Here is a 22,948-nt window from a genome sequence, read left to right as displayed (position 1 = left end):
CTCAGCCGTGCAGGACGGAGCGGATCGGGGCGATGATGTCCACGGGCGTGGCGTCCGGCAGCGGCACGGTGCGGTATCCGTCGACGCGGAGCACCAGGTTGTCGTCGTCGTCGCGGACCGTGCAGACGAAACCGCCGTGTCCCTCCGGGCGCACGGAGGCGACCAGCCCGGCACGTTCGGTCGGGTCGGCGCCCAGCTGTACGGCATCCACGTGCATCGGCAACGCCAGGACGCCCTCGGTGCCGGCCTCGAACAGCCCGACGGTCTGGAAGCACAGCTCCACCAGTCGGGGCCCCATCAGCACCGGCTCATCGGCCTGCGGCGGCAGATCGGCGGCGAACCTGGCGGCCGCACCGCCGTCCCGTGCCCAGGCGGAGCCGACGACCCGATAGGCCGGGCCGTGGAAGTAGAGCCGGTAGATCTGCTCGGGGGTCAGCGCCGGAACTTCTCCGCCGGAGTCGGCCCCGCGATCAACGAGGTCGTCGGCGAGCTCGGGCGGATTGGCCGTCAACCGCACCGAGCCGGTGAAGTGCACGGTGCGCTGCGGCTGGCCGGAACCGGGCAGCATGCGCTCGGCCGACAGCCGGCACTCGGCCAGCAGGTCGTCTCCGTCGGGGCGCAGCAACGCCGTGACCGTCAGCGTGCGTGGCTCGTCCCGATAGAACTTGAGCGGCACCCCGAAATCGACGTTCTCGACAGCGGCGATGTGCAGGTCCGGCGCCAGCAGCCGGGCGGCTTCGGCGAACGCCTCCATGCCCATCACGCCGGGTAGCACGGGTGTGCCGTCGATGCGGTGGTGATCCAGGAACGGCCGGGTTGCCGGGTCCAGCGTGGTGCGCAGCACCAACCCGTCGTGCACACCGGCGCGCAGGACCTCGCCGATCATGGGTCCTTCGGGCCTCAGCGCGGTCGGGTCGATGCCGCCGGTCTGATGGAATTCGGCGGCGAGAGCGCCCAGCGCCCCGGCCACGACCACCTCGCCGTCGGGCATGCCGGCGCCGAGTTCGCGCCGGATCCACGCCACGCCCGCCTCCGCGGGCAGCATGTCCACACCGGCCGCCGCCATGATCTTCGGAATCGACCCACGGGTGGCCATGCCGATGCTGCCCCAGGCGGTCCAGTCGATCGCCAGCGCCCGCACCTCCGGACGGGTGCGGCGCAGGTTGCTCAAGATCTTGCACTGCAGGTCGTTGGCAGCGCTGTAGTCGGTCTGTCCGAAGTTGCCGAACCGGCCGGCCACCGAGCTGAACGCCACGACGGCGCCCAGCGGGAGGTCGGCCCCTCCGCGACCGACGGCGTGCAGCACGTTGAACAGCCCGTCGCCCTTGACCCCGAGCACCAGGTCGAACTCCTCGGGCTCCTTGTCGGGCAGCGGGTGGCTGACCTCCACCCCGGCGGCGTGCAGCAGAACGTCGATGCGACCGCTGGTCTTGCGCACTTCGGCCATCACTTCGGCCACCGCGGCCGCGTCGGTGAGGTCGACGCTGTGGTAGCGCGCCGAACCGCCGGCGGCCTCGATCGCACGGATCGCGACCAGCCCGGCCTGCAGGCGTTCGAAGCGCGCCAACTCGCGCTCGATCAGGACCGGTGTCGGACGCTGGCCCCGGTTACGCATCCGCGTCGCCAGTTCGGCTTCGAATCCTTTCCGGTCCTGGGTGTACCGGCGCAGGTCGGCGTCGGCGGCGTCGGGTTCCGGTGCCAGGTCCAGCAGGTGGAAGGTGCCGCGCCACGCCGCGGCCAGGTCGGCGGTGATCGCCGAAACGATGCTGCCTGCCGCGCCGGTGATGAGGAATACCGGCTCGGTGCCGAGAACCTCGCCAGGGGCTTTGGCCACCTCCGGGAACGGACGTTCCGCCAGGCCGACACCCCAGCGGCGGCCATCGGCATGGCCGACTTCAACACAGCCCGGATCGCGCAGTGTCTCGTCGATCAGCACGTCGGCCAGTGCCACGGTCTTGCGGTTGACGGGGAAGTCGACCGCCTTGACCAGGGCGTCGGGCCGCTCGCGCCGATACGCCTTGGCGAACCCGGTGACCGCTCCGCCCAGCGGGCAGGTCGCCCCCGCCGCGTCGTAGCCGTGATGTCCACCCAGCCGGGTGGCGACGACCAGGAACGGACTGCGCTCGTACAGGCGTCGCATGGCGGTGTAGAGATTGCGCACGCGGCGCCGGAGCGCTTCGTGCCAGCCGGCCAGGTCCAGCTCGTGCAGCGGGCCCTCATCGTCCAGTGCCGCCAGCCAGTAAACGCCGTCGACCGCGTCGCCCGGGACGGTGTCCAGGACGGCTTCGATGTCGTCGTCGGGCTGCATAGCCACCACATCGACGCCGAGCCGGGTCAGCCGCCTGATCAGCGCATCCGCAACACCGCCTTGGTCGCGCATGACGGCGACGCGCGTGCCGTTGCCGAGCGTGACCCCGGTTGGCACACAGGCCGCCAGGGCCGGGCGCAGCGCGGGTACCGGCACCTGCCGGGTGATCCGGCCCGTCGCGGAAATGTCCCCTTCGATGGTGGGCTCGACGACAGGAGCCGCCGCGACGTAGCTGTGCGCTGCCTCGGGACTCTCAGCTGGCGCTTTTGGGCGCGCAGCGGCCTCCGTTTTGTCGCGGATCCAGCCGACGACATGGGTGAGGGTGGGGAAGTCACGCAACTTCAGCGTGTCGTCGCGGGCCACCCCGTAGTGCTGGCGGATCGCGGCGAAGATCTCGGCCTGCTTGACCGTGTCCACCCCGAGATCGGCTTCCAGGTCCAGATCCACGTCGAGCAGATCGGGCGGATAACCCGTGAGCTCAGAGACGATACCGACCACGACGTCGGTGACCTCGTCCCCGGCCGGCGCCGCGGGCTCCGGGGCCGGCGGCGGCTCGGGTGCCGGGGCAGGAGGCGGCTCCGCCGAAACGGGCGTTGGCGCGACCCGGCCAGGCTGCACGGTCGGGGCATGCACGGGAGCCGGAGCGGGCACGGCCTTCTCGCGCGCACCGGTGTCCACGACCCGTAGCCGGTGCTGGACAACCTCGAGCTGCGCATCGGAGGTACCGGTAGCCAGCGTGAGCCAGCGCCGCCAGGCGGGCCGATCCACGATCCGGTACTCGTAACCGAGTTCGTCCGGCGGCCGATGCCGACCGTCGGGCACCGGCGTCCAGCGCATCAGCGTCATCGCGATCTGCGAACCGAAGCCCGCGGCCAACCTGAGCGCATAGTGCACCGGGTAGCTTCCGCCGACCGACAGATTCAGCCGGCCAAGCTGCGGATCGGGCTCCTTGAAGTTCGGGACGGGGGGTACCAGACCGGTCTCCAGCGACTTGATCGCCACGACGTCCTCGATGCCGGCGCCCATCGCGTGCCCGGTGAAGCCCTTGGTGTCGGTAATGACCACGGCATCGGCATCGGACCCGAAAACCCTTCGGAGAGAGCTGATTTCGGCCGCGGCGCTGCCCCCGCGGGCCGGCGTGTAGGTCTCGTGGGACACAAACACGGTGCTGGCGGCGATGGCATGGCGGTCCACGCCGCGAGCCTCGGCCTGGGCAAGCAGATTTTCCATGACACCGCCGATGTGCTCGACGTCGAGCCGGGTGCCGTGAAAGGCGCTGTTCGCGGTGACCGAGCCGAGGACTTCGCAGATCGGCTGCAGCCCGCGCTCGCGGGCAGCTTCGGCGGACTCCACCACAAAGGCGGCCGCCCCCATGCCAAGGATCATTCCGTGCCGCCGCTGGTCGAACGGTGTGGCGGCCTCCTCGACGATGTCGTCGGTGGCGGCGGCCCCGGAAGCCAGGAATCCCGACCCCAGCCAGGGCAGCAGCGCGTCGGAGCTGGCGTCATCGGCGGACACCACGATCACCCGGCGGCAGCGGCCGGCCCGGATCCAGTCCTCGGCGAGCGTGGTCGCCTGCGTGGTGCTCGCGCACGCGGCGTTGATTGCCGTGTTGGGCCCGCGGGCGCCGATGATTTCGGCGAACTGGGAATGACCCATCGCCAGGCACCGGAAGATGAACCGGCGGTCGAACACGTGCGGGTCCGACTCGCACGCGTGGCGCAGCTCGTGGATGCGCCGGTCGACCTCCGCCGCGGCGGGTTCGTCGCCGCTCATCCGGGCGCGCACAGCTTCCAGTGCAAGCAATTGCTCCCTGTTGCTCCGGTCGACGTAATACCGCTCGAGGTCTCGGGCGAAGTTGTCGTAACCCGGGAACGCGGAGGCGAAGATGACGCCGGTGTCGTCGCGCATCGAATTCGACAGCCCCCACCGGTCGGGCAGCTGAGTGCCCAGCGTTGTGGTCTTGTAGTGCATGACCAGCGGGATCCCTGCGTCGCGCAGGGCGTCGAAGCCCGCACCAATTGCCAGCTTGGTGGTCGAGTCCAGCGCGGCGTCGCGGGCGGCGTCGACCGCGAACTCGGCCACCACGTCCAGCGGTGCGCTGCGGCCGGCCAGTTTGATGACGTCCGCCTCGTTGGCGATCGTCTCGAACGTGGGGTCGCCCGAGGCGCGCTTGACCAGACGGGTGATGTGCCGGTCGACAATCGACCGGCGCAGCCGGTGCGGAATGGTGTCGATGAACTGTTGGCCGTCGAGGATCCTGGCGATGTTTTCGTCGTCGAAGACCCGCTCGACCCCGGGCAGCCCGAGCGCTGCGCCGGTTATCACCACCGGTTCGGCAGCAGCCGGCGCGGCGGTGCCGGACGTCGATGCAGCGGCGGCGCCGGATGCGGCGTCCATGCCGTGTTCGACGACATCGACGACCAGCCGGCCCAATTCGGCGTACTGCTCGCTGGTCATCGCGGTCCTCCCGTTCGGCACCGCGGTTTGCGGAGCGGTCGCCACGACCGGGGTGTCGGCGTCGGCCGCCGGCGGCGGGGTGAAACCCAGCCCGGCGGCGTAGAGCCCGCACAACGCCCGGTTGAACGAGGCAACATCGCCGGTTTTCGGGTGGTTGGTGAACAGCGCGAGCACATCGTCGTGTTCTGGGTCGCCGAGCACGTCCTCGACGAAACCGTGCAACGCCTTCTTCGGGCCGACCTCGACGAAGACGCGGGCGCCCGCCTCGTACAGCGTGCGCAGCCCGTCGACGAACCGCACCGGCGAGGCAATCTGACGGCTGAGCAGGTCCAGCACGGTGTCGACGTCGGCGTCCGCCGGGTAGAAGTCGCCGGTCACGTTCGACACGACCGGCAGACGCGGCGGATGCACGCCGAGCCGACGCAGGACCGTCTTGAGTGGTTCGCTGACCGGCGCCACGATCGCGGTGTGAAACGCGTGGCTGACCGGGAGCCGGGAGGCGTTCATGCCGGCGGCCCGAAATGCCGCGACAGCACGCTCGACGGCGTCGGTGGCACCGCCGACCACAGCCTGGTTGGTGCTGTTGATGTTGGCGACGACGACGTATCCGTCGGTCTCACCGACGATCCGCTCGATCTCGGCGAGCGGACCGGTCACGGCCGCCATCGCACCGTTGTCAGGACCGTGCAGGTCCGCCATCGCCCGGCCGCGGGCGCCGGCCGCTTCCAGCGCAGCGTCCAACGACAACACGCCGGCGGCCATCAGGGCGCCGTATTCACCCAGGCTGTGGCCGATCACCATGTCCGGCCGCACGCCGTATGCCTCGAGCAGCCGGGCCAGGGCAACATCCGCGGTCAGCACCGCCGGCTGGGTGATCTCGGTTTGCATGAGCTGCTGTTCCAGCCGTTGCGCGGCGGCCTCATCGGGGTTGTCCGCGAAGATGTACTCGGTGAGCGGCTTGTCGAGCAACCGTCTCGTGACGCGGTCACCTTCGTCGAACGTCGCCCGGATGATCGGCTCGCGCTCTCGCAGGTCGGCCAGCATGTTCACGTACTGCGACCCCTGACCGGTGAAGAGGAACGCGACCTTGCCCGGCGCGCCGCGGCCGAGGAAGACACCCTGGGTGCGCAATATCCGCCACACGGCCGGATTCCCGTCCCGCAGCGCCTCTACCGCCTTTGTCGCCTTGGTCGCCAGGTCGGCCGCGTCGGCGTAGTCGATGGCGACCCGAACGGCCGCGCTCGCCAAGGCGGGGTCCGGCGCAGCCACTGCAGGGGCGTGGCCGGCCTTTTTCATGACCTCAGCCTGCGCGGCAAGCCGCTCCAGGTGTGTGATCAGTTCGGCATCATCCGCCCCGCCCACCACTGCCGCTCCCCGCAGCGGAGCTTTCGACCCCACCGGCGCAGCGGTCGGCGCGCTCGGCGCGGTCGGCGCCGCCGAAGACCGGCGCTCGATCGTCGCGCCCGGATACGACCGGGCCTCCTGGGGAGGGCGGTGCCGACCGGGCACATACTCCTCGAGCACGGCGTGAAAATTGGTGCCGCCGAACCCGAAGGCGCTCAACCCGGCGCAGCGCACCCCGCCCTCGGGCGCCGGCCACTCACGAAGCTCGGTGCTGACCCGGAACGGGATCTCATCCCAGTCCACGTTGGGGTTGGGCTGCTCGAAATGCAGGCTGGGCGCCAGCACCTTCTCGTGCAGGCTGAGCACCGTCTTGAACAGGCCGGCGGCACCGGCCGCGCCTTTGAGATGGCCGATATTGGACTTCACCGAGCCCAGTGCGATCGAACCGGTCGGCGCACCGGCCTTGCCGAACACGTCGGTCAAGCTGGCCAGCTCGGCGGCATCGCCCACGCGCGTGGACGTGCCGTGCGCCTCGATGCAGGTGGCCACCGCCGGGTCGAGACCAGACGCCGCCCAGGCGTGCTCCACCGCCAGCCGCTGTCCAACCGGATTGGGGGCCGTGATGCCCTTGCCGCGGCCGTCGCTGGAGCCGGCCAGGCCGACCAGCACCGCGTAGATCCGGTCACCGTCCCGCTCGGCGTCGGACAGTCGCTTGAGGACGAACAGCGCGGCCCCCTCACCCATCACGAAGCCGTCGGCGCCTGCGTCGAATGGGCGAGTGCCGGTGGCCGACAGCGCGCCGATCTTGCAGAACTTGATGAACCCGGCCACGTCCATGTTGTGGTCGACGCCGCCGGTGACGGCGGCATCGAAGTCGCCGGCCTGCAATCCCCGCACCGCGACCGACATGGCGGCCAGCCCCGAGGCGCATGCCGCGTCGGTGGTGAAGTTGGGGCCGCGGAAGTTGAACAGGTTCGCCACCCGGCCGGCGATCACGTTCGCCAGCTCTCCGGGCATGGTGTCCTCGGTGATTTCGCCGATTCCGGCGACCAACGAGGCGTGGGTCTCGGCGAGCACGGCTTCGCGCACCGGTTCGGGCAGCGCCGCGAACGACGGGGCCGCGCGCAGCTCACGGGCGAACACCGGAAACCGGATCCGCAGGTTGGTGCGGTGCTGCTTGTCGCCGCTGATGGCGTTGCCGATGATGACCGCGACCCGTTCCGGGTCCACCGTCCAGTCCGGCCAGCCGGCCTCCAGCAGAGCCGAACGACTGGCCGCGACCGCCCACTTCTGGCCGTCGTCCATCTGCGCGCCGACCGCCGGCGGGATCGGTAGCCGCCACGCCAGCGGCTCCCACGAGAAGTCGCGGACCCAACCACCGATGCGGGAGTAGGTCCTGTCCGGCGCGCGGGGGTCGGGATCGTAGTGAAGCTCCGGATCCCACCGCTCCGGCGGCACGTCACTGATGCTGTATCGGCCGGCCTTGATGTTGGCCCAGAAGGTGGCGGCGTCGGGCGCGTCGGGCATGATCGCGCTGACCCCGACCACCGCGATCGGCTCCTGCATCGTGGTCGTCATGGTGATCCCCCCTGTCTTCGATAGAGCGCGTCCCCCACCCTGTCCATGTCGCTGAGCAGGCCGGCCTGCGCGGCCCGTACCCGGTCAAGCGGCAGGGCCGCGGCAAGGTCAGCCCCGGAGCCCGCGCCGGCCACCCACCGCAAGCCCTCCTCGGCGACCTTGAGCGCCGCCTCCCGGGCGAAAACCCGGCTGACCGCGGCGAGCGCGGCCGCATCGAAGCGGGTGTCCGACTTCTCCGGCAACGCACCGGCGGCGGAGGCCGTGGCGCGGCGGGCCAGAGCGGCGGCACACTCGGCGTAGCTGATCAGTTCACCCAGCCGCAGCAGAACGTGCTGGCTGCGGGTCAGCCGGCCGAGCCGGCAGGCCTCCAGCACCGCGGCCAGGCATTCCAGCGCCAGCGCCGCCGTGGGCCCACCACATTCCCCGGGTACGCCGTCCAGGTCGCGCGCCGCGTCACGGTAATAGGCGCCTGACGTCTTGAGGTGTTGCTGCCAGCGGCCGCGGGCAATGGTCATCTCCATGATCTCCGAGGTCCCCTCGTAGATCATGGTGATCCGGACGTCGCGCTTGATCTTTTCCACCAGATACGGACGGGTGTAGCCGTAGCCGCCGTGTGCCTGGATCGCGGCTTCGGCGGCCGCGTTGCCGGCCTCGGTGGCCAGATACTTGGCGATCGCGCCTTCGGTGTTGAGCGCGCCACCGGCGCCTTCGCCGTCGTCGATTCGGGTGGCCGTCTCCTCGATGAACGCGCGCGCCGCCTCCAATCGCACCGCGTGCGGCACGATCAGCTTGTGGGTGAAGCCCTGCTTGGTCGACAGCGGGGCGCCGCCCTGCACTCGCTCGGCGGAATAGGTGATCGCCCGGTCCAATGCCGACCAGCCGCCGCCCAGGCCGAAGGCGGCCACCATCACCCGGGTATAGCCGAACACCTGTTGGGCCTGGATGAGCCCGCGGCCCTCCTCCCGGCCGACGAGGTTCTCCGCCGGCACCGTCACGTCATCGAGGAACAGCGCGGCTGTGTCGGACAATCGGATGCCGTGCTTGTCCTCCGGAGGCCCGTGCGAGAAGCCGGGGGTGCCCTTCTCCACGACGAACCAGGAGGGGCCGCCCGGCGCCAGTGCCAGAACCGAGTAGAAGTCCGCGATCGATCCGTTGCTGATCCACTGCTTGCGCCCGTTGAGTCGATAGCCGGTCACCTGACCGTCGGTCGACACCGGCATGGCTGTCGTCGTCAGCGCGGCCAGGTCGCTTCCCGCTTCGGGCTCGGTGGCGGCATAGGCGAACAGCACGCCCTGTTCCGCGATGCGTCCCAGCCATTCCTTGCGCTGCTCGGCGGTGGCGCCGACCACGATCGGGTCGCTACCGAGGAACGTGGCGAATACCGAGGTGGCGATCCCGATGTCGAAGCGGGCGAGCCGCTCGCAGACCCGGTAGGAGTCGAACGTCCCGCCCCCGAATCCGCCGTACTCCTCCGGGATGAAGACGAGCTGCACGCCGAGGCCTTCCCCGCACATCGCGCGGACGGTTTCCTCGGGGCAGACGTCGTCGTGGTCGAGCTCCAAGCGGCGGTCATCCGGCAACGCCTCGGCGACGAACTCGTCGAGTGACGTCAGCATCATCTCGAGGCTGTCCCGGTCCAGGCCGACGTTGGTGGTCATCGCTGCACTTCGTTCCGGTCGCGCCGTACCGCCGATGGGCACAGAGGTCCGGAGTTGCGCCCGGAAAAACACAGGCGCGGCATCGGCTCTGACATCGGAATCCCCCTGCCTGCGCAGTCCGTGGCCTCCTCGCACGTGTCGCCGATTCTCCTGCCGGCGGGCACTGCGGGTTAGAGCCGAAAGTCCTGCTACCGGAGGACAAAGTCATCGGTTTTGGGTCCCGTTTCCGTGGGCCCGCCGCACGTTCGCCTTGCCAGACGCCCAGTTGCTCCCGTCCCTCATTTTCCGCTCTAACCCAAAACGTCTCCGCGCGTATCGATGTCGCGACCGTCACGTGCCCGATGGTCGCCGATGATCGCTGATTGGCTTTGCGCTCCGCCGTCTTTCGCCGAGCCGTTTACCGCCGGAGCCCCCGCCGCGGACGGTGGTGTGCGTAAACTGAGCTGGGCGCCCCTTCTTCACCATCTCCCGAACGGAAAGCCCGATGGCACACGCTGTGGTAACAGGAGCGAGCGGGCTGCTGGGGGCCAACCTGGCCGCCGCACTGATCGCGCAGGGGCACACCGTGACCGCGACGCGGCGCGCGAGCACCGATACGAGCTCGCTCGCCGACCTCCCGGTCAAGTGGGTGCACGCCGACCTCGGTTCGGCCGCCGAGCTCCGCGGAGTGTTCGCCGGCGCCGACGTGGTCTTCCACTGCGCCGCATGTGTATCGACCGGGCGGCGGGTCACGGCGGCGATGACGGCCGTCAACGTCGGCGCTACGGGAGCTGTCATCGAAGCTGCGATTGCCGTCGGTACGCCGAGGTTGGTTCATACGGCGACCGCGAACACGATCGGACCCACGCCCGACGGCACTCCTGCCGACGAGCGGACCCCGTGGGCGATGGACGAAGCCGGGCTGGCGTCTGGCTACGCCGTCACCAAACGGCAGGGCGAAAACGTGGTGAAGCGGGCCTGCGACAAGTTGGACGCGGTGATCATCAGCCCCACCTACCTGGTCGGCCCGCGCGATGCCAGACCCAGTTCCGGCCGCCTGATCGTCGAGGTCGCCAACCGCCGAATCCCTTATTGGACACCGGGATACAACGATTTTGCGGATGTCCGCGAAGTGGCGCGCGGGATGATCGCCGCATGGCTGCGCGGGAAACGCGGCGAGCGCTACATTCTGGGCGGCGAGGAGCTGACGTATCGCGATTACATGGAACTGGTGGCGCGGGTGGCCGGGGTCGACCCGCCGCGCAGACGGCTCCCGTATCCGGTCGCGTGGATCGGGGGTAAGGCCGGCGACCTCTTCGAGGTCGTCACCCGTCGGGAAACCACGGTCAATTCGGTCTCCGTCCGATACGCCTTCACCGACCGTTACCGGTACAGCAGCGATAAGGCAGCTCGCGAACTTGGCTATGTCGCGGGACCCATCGAGCCCGCAATCCGCGACGCGGTCAAATGGTTTCGCGCTCGGGGCATGATCCGATCCGGGGAGATGCCACGACGCCACAGCGCGCCACGTCACACCTGGCGTTGACCCGGAGCCGACAACGCTTCTGCAGATCAGCTCGCCAGCTCGCCACCGGGCCAATTCGTGCCAGATGGCCCACAATTTTGGCGTTGCCCCTCAGTTAGTCGCCGTCGAATCCGCCGGCTGCCAGAACCCCATAAGTCTCGTATGGTGCCGTGGTTTTCGTTGTTTTACACACTATTTTTCTGGCGTGATCTTGCTAGGTGAGGCCGGTTGCCGAATCGGTGCATGTTCGGCGCCGTCGTAGCTATACTGGCTAAATCGGGACTAAAAAGGGCAAGCTCCTACGCCGATAGCATCGGCATGTGGCGATCGATCCATCGTGAGAAGGTATCCGCAAATGGCCACACCGTCTTTGAGCAGACTGGCCGCCGCGCTTGGCGCCCTGGCATTGTCGTTGACCGTTGGAGCAGGAGTCGCATCCGCACAACCAGATTTGACACCGGTCATGTACAGCAGATGCAGTTACAAGCAGGTGGTGGCGGCACTGAATGCCAAATTTCCAGATGCTGCTTGGCAATTCAACTCAACCCCCGAGGCGCAGGCCTGGTTGCATGATCTCGTCGATTCGCCGCCGCAACGGCGCCAGCAGATGCTCCTCGACATGAAGGACACCCCTGAGGCGGCAATGTTCCAGGACATTGTCATTCCCCTCGCTAACGCCTGCCCCAACTACTGAGTGGTTGGGCAAGCCGATTAGGCGTCCGCCGCCGGCTCGATGTTGTGATTGAGGGCGAAGCGGTTGTCCGGGTCAGGTCGCGCCAGGATGGACCACGCCGCCGATGAAGCCGGGAACCGCGTGGATCGGTCGTGCCATCGCTGTCAGCGTGTCCCGGGGATGGCGGCCCGTTTCCGCAGAAAGTGGTTATCCAGATACCAGTCGTAGGCGCTCTGGGCGGCCGCGCGGAACGGTGTACAGGGCACGCCCAGCTCGGTGCGGGCCTTGCTGCCGTCGGCATAGATGGCAGCAGACGACAGCCGCATCTGATTTCCGTCGATGGGCAGGCGAGGGCCGACTACGAAGCGGGCGGCGCCCACTGCGGCCGCCGCCACCGGTATGGTCCACCGCGGCAGGACGACCGCCGGCCCGGGCTGGCCGGCGATGTCGCAGACGGTCGTGAAAGCGTCACGGAAACTTAGGTTCTCGCCGGCCAGGATGTAGCGCTCACCGACGCATCCCCGTTCGGCGGCGGCGATGTGCCCCTGCACCACGTCACCGACCGCGACGAAGTTGGTGCCGCCGGGCGCGGCGACGCGCAGCCCTCCCCGCGCGGCCTGGACGAACATCGCGCTTTCGGTGCGGTTGACGTCGCGCGGCCCGATGACGACCGACGGATTGACCGCCACGGCCGGAAGTCCCGCGACGACCGCACGGCGCAGCTCGCATTCGGCGAGATGCTTGCTGTATCCGTACGGGAACCTGCGCGGAGCCAGGTTGAAGTGGTCGGCCTCGGTGAGCGTTCGCCCGGGTTCCGGTACGCCCAGCGCGGCGATCGAGCTGGTGAGGACAAACCGTTGCACACCGGCGCGCAAGGCGGCGGCCAACACGTTGCGGGTCCCCTCGACATTGGTGCGGTAGAGGCGATTCTGCCCGCGGTAGCGCCAGTAGGCGGAGATTGCCGCGGTGTGGAACACCCAGGTGCAGCCGGCCATCGCGGCGGCGAGCGTGTCAACACTGTCCAGCACGTCGCCGACAGACGTCTCGAAGGCCAGGCCATCGAGTCCCGCCAGCGACGAGGTTGGTCGTCGCAGCACACGGACAACTATCCCTCGGTCGATCAAGGCGGCCACCAGGTTCGACCCGACGAACCCGGTTCCTCCGGTGACGAACGCCAGCATCGGAATCAGAAACGGTAAGTGGTGCAACCGACCTGGACGCCCGAGCCGACCGTCACGATCAGCGCGATGTCGCCCGGCCGTGCCAGCCCGTGCCGCCGGGCTTGCTCCAGCCCGTACGGCACGGACGAGGTGAACGGGTCGCAGTCGGCGCCGAGGTCGACGAATCGTGATCTCGGGATGCCGATCTGAGCGGCTAGTTCGTCAAGCGCCGCCGAGGGCAGATACGGCGGGAGCACGACCGCGATGTCGGCGGGGTCCAGTCCCTCCAACATCAGGAGTTCCTTGGCGGCCGATGGGATACAGCTCCCGTAGATGGCTGCGAGGTTGGGGTCGCGGTCGACCTGCAGAAAGGTCCGCCCGTCCCGCTCCTGCGTGTAGGTGGCGAGCGCCCCGCGGTACTCCGGGTGCTGCTGGAAGACGAAGCGGCCGAAGCCGTCCGTGCCGTCGCTTCGGCTGAGCAGGACGGCCGAGCCAGTCTGGCTGATGCCGTTCAACGGATGGCCGCTCTCCGGTGTGTTGTTTTCTATCTCCGACGCCACGACCATCGCATGTACGGCCTTTCCCGCCCCGATCATTCCGGCGGCCACCTGGCAGGCGTTGAGGAAGCCGACCGCGCCGTTGAGGACGTCGAAGGCGAGGGTCTTGGGCCCGTCCGGGGACTGCACGTCGCTGTTGATGTCCAGTTCGCCGGCGACGAGCGTGGCAACCGCGGGTTCGCTGAGGAAGTCGTTGCGGTAGACGCCGGTGTGGAGGATCAGGTCGACTGCTGACCGGTCCAGGCTGCTGCGGTCAAGGCATGTCGTTGCCGCTTGCACCGCGAGCTGTACCGAGTCCGGAGGCCCCGATTGACCGGCGGGCGCCAGGCCGACGCTGTCGATGCGCAGGCGGGCCGTCGCCGGCATCTCCGCGCGGTGGCTGTCGGTGCCGTGGCCGTGCTGGCCGCCGGCCCCCCGGCGTATCCGGTCGGGCAGGTCGTCGAACGTATACAGCGCGGCACCGACGCTCTGCCCGGAGCCGGTGATGGAAAAGACCACGTTGTCTCCGGACTCGATCCGGTTGCTGAGGATGTAGTCGTTCAGTGCGACGAAATGGGTCGTGGTGGCGGTATTCCCCCGCTCCGCCAGGTTGTAGATGGTGTTACCCCGGTTGGCTGCGCCTTCCCCGAAAATCCGGTTGATGGCGGCGACCGCGTCGTTGATCGACGACTCCGAGGTCTGATGCATCAGCAGGTGGTCACAGGTTTCCGGGCGCCACCCGTGCCGCTGCATCACCGCAAGGGCGTAGGGCACCGCATGCTTGACCGCGACTGCGGTCTGCGTGACGGAGTCGGTGGTCATGATGGCACCGCCGTGCGGGCCCTCGGTCGCCTTGGCGATGCACAGTTTGGCGTACCGGCTGACGGTGCTGATGTCGATGTCATGGAAGCCGACCCGGTTGTTGGGCCCGCGCTCCAGGACCACCGCCGCGCCGGCGTCACCGAGGGTCAGGCAGGCAAGCCGCGGGTCCATCGGCCCCTCGATTTCCTTTTGCGCGGTCTCGGTGAGGTGGGTGATGTACTCCCCACTGACCACCAGTGCGCTCCGAATGAGTCCGGTTTGCAGGAAAGCGTCCGCCACGGTGATGCCGGTGAACATTCCGGCGCAGGCGTTGCTGATGTCGAACACCAGCGCGTTGACAAGCCCACATTGGTGGCGCAGCCGCGACGCGGTGCTGGGCTCGAAGGTGAACTTGTGCCCGGGTCCGTCGCAGCGGGAGATGTTGCAGGCGATGACCAGGTCGATCTCCTCGGGGCGATAGCTCGACCGGGTCAGGCAGTCCTCCGCCGCCTTCCTGGCGAGGTCGATCGAGAACTCGTCCTCGCCGGCGACCCGCCGGTTCTTGATGCCGGTCAGGCGTTCCAGCGGTATGCGGATCTCGTTGGCGCACTCCGCCATGACCGTCTCGGTCGACACCGCCCGTGCCGGCAGGTACACACCGAGGCTTTCGATCACCGTGTTGCGCTTCTCTGCGGGTTTGGGTTGCACCGGTGTGGGTTCAGGCGCAGTGACGACCGCCTCGGCGGGGCTTTCGTGGTCGGCCGGGCGATCCTCGGCGACCTGCCCGTATTCGGCGGCGATCTCGGCGATCGTGCCGTACACGAATAGGGACTCCGGCCGCAGCGGCAGGCCGGCCGCGTTCGCCCGCGCCGCGACCTCCAGGGCCTGGGTCGAGGCACCACCGAGCGCGAAGAAATCGTCGTCGACGCCGATCCGTTCCAGACCCAATACCTCACACAGGATCTTGGCCAGCACCTGCTCGGTGCGCGTGCGCGGGGCGACGAATGCCGGCGCCTGCGACCCGGTTGCGCCGGCGGCCGCCATCAAGGCCTTGCGGTCCACCTTTCCGCTCGACGTGAGCGGCAGCGCGTCCCTCACCTCGAAGACGGCCGGCACCATCGCGGCGGGCAGCAGATCCAGCAGGAAGCGGCGCAACTCCGCTGTCGACGGCGCGGCGCCGTCGGCTGCCACGACATGGGCGACAAGCATGGTGTTTCCGCGGCTGTCGGTCCTGGTCACCACCGCGGCCTCGGACACCGCGGGGTGTTGTGCCACCGCGGCCTCCACCTCGCCCGGCTCGATCCGGAAGCCGCGGATCTTCACCTGGAAGTCGAGGCGTCCCAGGTAGTCGATGTTGCCGTCGGGCAGATACCTGGTCAGGTCGCCGGTGCGGTAAAGCCGCTGGCCGGGCTCCCCAGAACGGAACGGATCGGGGACAAAAACGGCGTCCGTCAGGTCGGGCCGGTTGAGGTAGCCGCGCCCGAGCCCGACACCGCCGATGAACAGCTCGCCTGGCACACCCACCGGCACCGGTTGCATGTGGGCGTCCAGAATGTGAGCGCCGGTGTTGGCGATCGGTCGCCCGATTGGCACCAGCGTGCCGGTGTCGCCGCGCTGGCAGTGGAAGTGGGTGACATCGATCGCGGCCTCAGTCGGACCGTAGAGGTTGTAGAGCTCGGCGTCCAGGGTGGCCAGGAAGTGGTCCCGCAGGTCATACGGCAGGGCCTCGCCGCTGCAGCACACCCGGCGCAACGTGGTGCACCCGGCGACGCCGGGCTCGGCGAGGAAGCGGCGCAACATCGACGGCACGAAATGCATCGTGGTGATGCCCTTTTCGATGATGGTCCGAACCACGTATCCGGCGTCCTTGTGGCCCTCGGGTTTGGCAATGACCACCCGGGCGCCGACGATCAGCGGCCAGAAGATCTCCCAGACGAACGGGTCGAAGCTCACCGGGGTCTTGTGCAGCACCCGGTCGTCGCCGGTCAGCCGGTAGGCGTCTTGCATCCACAGCAGCCGGTTACGGATCCCGGCGTGGGTGTTGAGGCAGCCCTTCGGCTTACCGGTGGAACCGGACGTGTGGATGACGTAGGCGAGGTTCGCCGACGTCGTACCGGCGACTTCCAGGGCGGCGGGGGCATCCCCGTCCGATGGCGCCGAGGGCAGGTCCAGGCAGAGCCGGTGACCGGTGAACTCCGGCGGCAGGTGCACGAGGTGGCGCTCGTGGGTGACGCAGGCCGGCGCGTCCGCAACGTCGGCCAGCATCGCGGCCATCCGCTGCGACGGCTGCGTCGAATCCAGCGGCAGGAAGGCGCCACCTGCCTTGAGGACGCCCAGCAGCGCCACCACCAGGTCCTCGGAGCGGTCCATCAGGACGGGCACGATGATGTCGGGACCCACGCCGAGCTGCCGCAGCCGGTGTGCCAGGTCGTCGGCCCGGCTGTCGAGTTCCGCATAGGTCAACTCGCGGTCTTCGAACGTCACCGCGATGGCTTCCGGGACGTGCGCGACCGTCGCCGCCACGATCTCGTGCAGGCAGGCCGGCGCGTCGTAGGTGACCTCGGTTTCGTTCCATGCCGCCAGCTGACGCAGCTCCTCCCCGGTGAGCAGCGGCAGCTGCGAGACTGGCCGGCCGGGATCGGCGACGATTCCGCCGAGGAGGGTGGCGAAGTGCCCGGCCATGCGTTCCATCGTGGTGGCATCGAAAAGGTCGGTGTTGTACTGCATCAGGCCGGACAGCTTCCCGCCGCGTTCTCCTATCTCCGTCATGACATCGAACGGCGCGCCGCCTTGTGCGATGTGGAGGGTTTTCAGCTGCAGGCCCCCGTGTGCCGCGCCGGGCTCGTCGGAGAAGCGGCGCGTTTGTTCCCAGGTGAACGCGACCTGGAACAGCGGCGTGCGGCCCGCGTCGCGCACCGGCGCAAGCCGCTCGACGAGCAGCGGGAACGGATAGTCCTGGTGTTCGAGGGCGCCTTGCACGGTGTCCTTGATGCGGCCGAGCAAGACCGTGAACGTCGGATCGTCGTGCAGGTCGGCGCGCAGGGCCAGCGGATTGGTGAGGTAGCCGACCAGATCCTCCAGCGCGGCCCGGTCGCGGCACGCGAAAGGTGAGCCGATGATCAGGTCGTCCTGGCCGCTGTAGCGGTGCAGCAATACGGCGTAGGCCGCCAGCAGTGTCATGTAAGGCGTCGCGCCCACGCTCCGGCCCAACTGTTTGAGCCCGGAGGTCATTGTTTCGTCGAGGGTGAAGCGGTGCACGGCGCCCGGGTAGGTCTGGACGGCCGGTCGCGGCCGGTCGGTGGGCAATTGCAGGACCGGCGGGTCGCCGGCCAACTGCTCGCGCCAGTAGGCCCAGAGCTCCTCGCCCTCGGCACCTGCGAGTGCCCGGGTCTGCTGGTCGGCGTAGTCGACGAAGCTTTCCGCCGGCGGCGGAGGCGGGGCAGCACCGTGCTCGGCGGCGTAGAGCAGGCCGAGTTCGTCGAGAATGACGTCGATGGACCAGAAGTCGACGGCGATGTGATGCAGCGCCAACAGGAGGACATGGTCCTCGGGTGTGCGCTCAAGCAGCGTTACGCGCATCACCGGACCGGTGTACAGGTCGAAAGGACGATCGGTCTCCCGGCGGATCCACTCGATTAGCTCGGACTCATCGGCGCCGAGCTGGTGGCGGGCGATCCGCACCGGCCATTGTGGATGAACGAGTTGGACCGGTTGCCCGTCGCGCTCGGCGTAGGTGGTCCGCAGCACGGCATGGCGGTCGACGAGTGCCTGGATCGCGCGTTCCAGCGCCGGCACGTCGAGCTCGCCGCTGATCCGCCCGGCATAGGTGATGGTGTAGGCGGCGCTGGCCGGTGCAAGTTTATGGATGAACCACATGGATCTCTGTCCATACGACAGCGGGTACACCGAGGCCGACGCCTCCGCTTTCTCCATGAGCAGCCGGGACAGCAGCGCCCGCTTCTTCTCTGCTGACAAACCCGAAATGTCGATGCGCTCGTCCATCATTCTCCCCCTCGGTTCCCCTCGTTTGCGGCAAGCTCCCGCTCCGCACCCTTGTCCGCAAGGACCTTCTGCAGCAGTTCTTCCACGGCATCGTCGGAAAGCTCAGGCACCCGGGCGAGCAGGTCGAGCCCACCGGGAGGCGCGCCGTCCGCTTCCCGCGGGCCCGTTGTCTCCGGCGCGGTCTGCTGCGGAGGCGCCCCGTCGGGCTGCGTTGTGCCGGTTGCCAGTTGGTCGCGAAGCCAGCCGGCGAGACTGGCCACGGTGGGTCCCTCCAGCAACCGGGTGACCGGCACGACGACACCCACGTCGCGTTCCACCTGCATCCGCAGCTCCAGCGTGATGAGCGAGTCGACACCGAGGCTGTTCAGGGGCGCCTGGATGTCCAGGGCCGATGGGTCCATACCGAGCCTGCCAGCGGCGAGTTCACGCAGGTACGACTCGAGTAGCCGTTGGCGTTCGTCCGGTGCCGCAACCTGCAGCGCGTCGTGCAGGCCGCTTCCCGGCCCGGGCGCATGCCCGCCTTCCGGCGTGGCGCCCGACGTTGCACCGCCGAGCTCGGCGAGCAGCGGCGGCTGCAGGTCCGGGTGCCACCGCGCCCAGTCGATGTCGAGGACAGCGCGTTGGGTAGCCGAGCTCGCCAGCAAGGACGAGAGCGCCCGGAGGCAGTCGGCCGCAGGCATGGCCTCGACTCCGTACTGGGCGAAGTAGCGTTGCAACTCCGACCGGGCGAAAAAGCCGAGCCCGGCCCATGGCCCCCAGTCGACGCTCACGGCCGGCCGACCTTCGGCACGTCGATGCCACGCCAACGCGTCCAGGAATGCGTTGGCGGCCGCGTAGTTCGCTGCCCCGGGCGGACCCAGCAGTGACGCGGCCGACGAAAAGAGCACGAAGAAGTCCAGATCCGCGTCTCGGGTCAGGGCGTGCAGGTTCCAGGCGCCCTGAACCATGGGCGCCATCACCTTGCGGAATTTCGGCTCGTCGAGGCGTTGCAGGATGGCGTGGTCGGTGATGCCGGCTGCGTGCACCACCCCACGCAGCGGTGGCATCGACTCGCCGATCGACGCCAGGACGGCCGCGACATGCTCGGCTCTGGCGACGTCGCCCTGCGCGACCGTCACCTCCGTGCCGGAAGCCCGCAGCACGTCCAGTTTCTCTTGCGCCGACGCCGAGGGCTCGCCCCGTCCCATCAGGACCAGATGGCGGGCGCCCTGCTCAGCCATCCACGTGGCCACCACGGGTCCGAGCGCGCCGAGTCCCCCGGTGATCAGATAGGTCGCTTCTTCCTTGAAGGCCTTGGCCGCCGGGGCCGCGGCGGCTTCGGCCGCGTCGTCGCGGACCAGCCGCGCGACGTAGCGGCGGTCGCCCCGGAGCGCCACCTCATCCTCGCGGCCGTCCGCCCACACCTCACGGAACAGGGCCTGGACCTCTTCGGGGCCGCCGTCAGCCGACAGGTCGACACAGGAGCAGTGCAGTTCCGGGTGCTCGTGGTCGATGGTGTGTGCCATCCCCCACACCGGAGCCTGCGCGATCGACACCGGTTCGGCTCTGGTCTCCCCCTCGATTTCCAGGGCGTCTGTCACCTGCGCGCCGCGGGTCACCAGCCACATCCGCGGCGAGGCCGGCCAACCGGCCCGCGCCAGCGCTTGCACGAGATGCAGCACGCTCACCGGGCCCAGGGTGACAGCCGATTCCAGCGACTCAGCCGACGTGTCGGCCGGCGATGCGGCCAGCAGGTTCCAAAGATGCACCACGCCGCGGCACGGTGGCCGCCCCTCCCCGAAGGCGTCTTCGAGCAGCCGCCGGAAGTGGTCGGGCTGCGCGGGGTCCAGCCGATAGCTGTCGGGCGTGAGGCGCTCGAAGCGTCGCCGGTCGAGGTCCGGCTCGACCAGCACGCACGTCTGAGACTGCGATTCGAGGCGCTTCCGGAGGACCTCCGTGACCCCCCCTCCGTCACCCAGGATGAGCCAGCTTCCGGCTGCGACCGGCCGTCCCGACCCTTCTTGCCCCGGCGGGATGGACGCGAGCTGCCACCGCACCTGGTAGATCCGTTCGCGCAGGTCCGCGGCCCCCGCGGCGGTGGCGCGCGGCGGCGCGGTAACCGTGATGTCCACCCAGGAACGGACACGCTGCCACGGGTAGGTCGGTGCGGCCACGCAGTGACTGCCCGTGGGGTACAGCTGCTCCCACGCGATCGGCTGGCCTAGGGTGTAGAGGGTGCCGAGAGACGCCAACGCGGTAGCGCGCCCCCCGTCGTCATGGCGCAGGGACGGCAGCACCGTACAGCGTCGCCCGAGGTCCTCGGCGTCCTCGGCCACCGCGGTCAGCAGGATCGGATGCGGGCTGACCTCGACAACTGCGTCATGGCCGACGTCCAGCAGCCTCCGCAGCGCAGATGAGAAGCGCACCGGCGAGCGCAGGTTCTCCGCCCAATAGTCGGCGTCGGGCAGGCGGTCTGTCAGCAGGTCGCCGGTCACCGTCGAGTAGAGGGGGATCGTCGGCGCGCTCGCCCGCAGTCCGGCGAGGCCGGCGCGCAGAGCGGGAACCAAAGCGTCCATCTGCGGGCTGTGGGCGGCCACATCGACGTCGACCCACCGACAGAATCGGTCGCGCTGCTGCAACACCGCCATCAGCTCCGCCAGAACCGGCTGGTCCCCTGAGAACACCGTCGCGCGGTGGCTGTCGCTCGAGGCGATCGAGACCTGGCCCTCCCGGCCGGCGATCAGCTCGCGCGCCTCGGCAAGGCTGAGCTCGGCCGCCATCATCGTTCCGCGGCCGCGCATGGTTCGAAGCATGAGGGATCGAGTGCAGACCACCCGTGCGGCGTCTTCGAGACTCAGCGCGCCGGCGGCGTGGGCCGCCGCGACCTCACCCACGCCGTGCCCCACCACTGCGGTGGGTTCGACCCCCCATGAGCGCCATAGTTCGGTCAGTGCCACCTGGATGGCGAAGATCGCGGGTTCGATCAGGCCGATGTCGGTGAGTTCGTCTTCCCCGGCCAGCGCATCGAGCACGGAGCTTTCCAGGTAGGGCTTCAGCGCGCGGTCGCACGTCGCCAACGCGTCGCGGAACACCGGCTCCTGCACCTGCAGTCGCCGTCCCATGCCGTGCCACTGCGAGCCGTGGCCGGAGAAGACGAAGACCACGTCGGGTCGCTGGCCGGGACGGCATTGCCCGACGGAAAGCCCCGCTCGGGACTGCCCCTGGCGGTAGGCGGCCAGAGACTCGGACATCGTGGCGGGCGAGTCGGCGACCGCGGACAGCCGATACTCGTAGTGGCCGCGGCGGGCGCCGGCCGTGTAGCACAGGTCGGCGAGCGCCTCCCCGGATGCCAGCGCCGACTCGTAGCGGCCGGCCAGTGCGGCCAGCGCTTCGGGGGAACGCGCGGACAGCGGCAGCAACTCGGCGCGATCCGGTGCCGTGCCAGGCGCGGCTGCAACCGCCCGGACCTGCGGGGCTTCGGTGAGCACGACGTGCGCGTTGGTGCCACCGAAGCCGAAGGCGCTGACGCCCGCGACCGCTCGCCCGCCGCTTTCCGGCCAGGGGGTGAGGGTCTGCGCCACCCGCAGCGGCAGGCTGTCGAAGGGAATCTCGGGGTTGGGCTCGACGAAGTTCAGGCTCGGCGGGATCGCCCTGTGCCGCAACGCCAACGCGACCTTGATCAGGCCGGCCACCCCGGCCGCCGCCTCCAGGTGGCCGATGTTGGTCTTGACCGAGCCGATCAGGCACCGGCTGCCCGGCGGACGACCGTTCGCCAGCACGGTGCCCAGCGCGTTCGCTTCGATCGCGTCGCCGAGAAGCGTTCCCGTGCCGTGCGTCTCGACGTACTGGGCGGTGCCGGGCGAAAGACCGGCGCGGCGGTAGGCCGCGGCCAGCACGGCCTCCTGGGCTTGCCGGCTGGGTGCGACCAGCCCGTTGGTCCGGCCGTCCTGGTTGACGGCGGTGCCGCGGATCACCGCATAGATCGGGTCGTTGTCGGCCAGTGCCCGGCTGAGCGGCTTGAGGACGACGACCCCGGCGCCCTCGCCCCGCACGAAGCCGTCCGCCCCGGCGTCGAATGCCTTGCTGCGGCCGTCCGGGGCCATCATGTTGGCCTTGGTGAAGTTGATCATGAGCGCCGGCGACAGGATGGCGTTCACGCCCCCGGCCAGCGCCAGTGAGCACTCGCCGTCACGCAGGCTGCGGCACGCCAGGTGGACGGCGACCAGCGACGACGAGCAGGCGGTGTCGAGCGCCATGCTCGGTCCGTGGAAGTCGTAGAAGTACGAGAGCCGGTTGGCGGCGACGCTCAACGCGTTGCCGGTGCCGGTGTAGGCGTCGACAAGCCGCAGGTCACCGGCGCGGGCGGTGGCATAGTCGCTGGTGGAGATGCCGACGAAGACGCCGGTGGCGCTACCGGCAAGCCGCTCCGGCACCTGCCCGGCGTCCTCGAGTGCCTCCCAGGCGACCTCGAGGAGCAGGCGCTGCTGGGGATCCATTTGCGCCGACTCCCGCGGCGAGATGCCGAAGAACTGGAAGTCGAACTCTTCGATCGCGGGCACGAAGCCGGCCCGGCGGGTGACCGCGGTGCCCGGCACGGACGGATCCGGGTCGTAGAAGGCGTCGGCGTCCCAGCGGTCCGGCGGGATCTCGCCGATCGCGTCCACGCCGTCCGACAGCTCCCGCCAGAATGCCGCCGGCCCGTCGGCACCCGGGAACCGGCAGCCGAGCCCGATGATGGCGATCGGCTCGTCGGTGGCGCGGGCGCCGCCGACGTCGGCGGCCGGCGCGGGGGCGGGGGCGGGGGCTTCCCCGGCGAGATGCCGGGAAAGGGCGGGCTCTTGTGACGTTGTCGTGGGTTCGCTGACCTGGGAATTTGGGCGCAACGCCGTGTCCTGCTTACGTTTTGGACTGTCTAGGGTTCAATCCGCGAGAAGGAGCTACGGCG

At 69.3% G+C, this 22,948-nt stretch carries 7 protein-coding genes; 2 read left to right on the top strand and 5 right to left on the bottom strand.

The window, feature by feature from the left end; genetic code table 11:
• Window position 1: 1 nt before the first annotated feature.
• Both ACJ512_RS03290 and ACJ512_RS03285 read right to left on the bottom strand, forming a co-directional pair.
• Window positions 2–7,690 (bottom strand): SDR family NAD(P)-dependent oxidoreductase, encoded by a 7,689-nt coding sequence (locus ACJ512_RS03290; RefSeq protein WP_407685689.1) that lies wholly within the window; start codon window positions 7,688–7,690, stop codon window positions 2–4.
• Window positions 7,687–9,348, bottom strand: a complete 1,662-nt coding sequence (locus ACJ512_RS03285) for an acyl-CoA dehydrogenase family protein (protein WP_407685688.1) — start codon at window positions 9,346–9,348, stop codon at window positions 7,687–7,689. The genes ACJ512_RS03290 and ACJ512_RS03285 overlap by 4 nt, the downstream gene beginning before the upstream one ends.
• A 484-nt stretch (window positions 9,349–9,832) precedes the next feature.
• On the opposite strand from ACJ512_RS03285, the gene ACJ512_RS03280 reads away from it, so the two are divergent.
• Both ACJ512_RS03280 and ACJ512_RS03275 read left to right on the top strand, forming a co-directional pair.
• Window positions 9,833–10,873 (top strand): NAD-dependent epimerase/dehydratase family protein, encoded by a 1,041-nt coding sequence (locus ACJ512_RS03280; protein WP_407685687.1) that lies wholly within the window; start codon window positions 9,833–9,835, stop codon window positions 10,871–10,873.
• Window positions 10,874–11,207: 334 nt separating this feature from the next.
• On the top strand, window positions 11,208–11,546 hold the full coding sequence (locus tag ACJ512_RS03275; protein ID WP_407685686.1) for a hemophore-related protein: 339 nt from the start codon (window positions 11,208–11,210) through the stop codon (window positions 11,544–11,546).
• A gap of 143 nt (window positions 11,547–11,689) precedes the next feature.
• Here the strand turns inward: ACJ512_RS03275 and ACJ512_RS03270 are convergent, their stop codons facing one another.
• Genes ACJ512_RS03270 through ACJ512_RS03260 form a run of 3 tightly spaced genes read right to left on the bottom strand, consistent with a single transcriptional unit; the run spans window position 11,690 to window position 22,886 of the window.
• Window positions 11,690–12,706: an NAD-dependent epimerase/dehydratase family protein gene (locus ACJ512_RS03270; RefSeq protein WP_407685685.1), complete on the bottom strand. Its 1,017-nt coding sequence runs from the start codon at window positions 12,704–12,706 to the stop codon at window positions 11,690–11,692.
• A gap of 5 nt (window positions 12,707–12,711) precedes the next feature.
• A complete protein-coding gene (locus ACJ512_RS03265) occupies window positions 12,712–18,027 on the bottom strand; it encodes an amino acid adenylation domain-containing protein (protein ID WP_461479968.1) in 5,316 nt (1,771 codons plus the stop codon).
• Window positions 18,024–22,886 (bottom strand): type I polyketide synthase, encoded by a 4,863-nt coding sequence (locus tag ACJ512_RS03260; RefSeq protein WP_461479967.1) that lies wholly within the window; start codon window positions 22,884–22,886, stop codon window positions 18,024–18,026. Before ACJ512_RS03260 ends, ACJ512_RS03265 begins: the two co-directional genes overlap by 4 nt.
• Window positions 22,887–22,948: the final 62 nt, after the last annotated feature.

It is taken from the genome of Mycobacterium cajalii (assembly GCF_045809005.2).
GTDB lineage: Bacteria > Actinomycetota > Actinomycetes > Mycobacteriales > Mycobacteriaceae > Mycobacterium.
The sequence above is the reverse complement of the archived record's forward strand: the minus strand, read 5'-3'. Positions and strand labels throughout refer to the sequence as shown.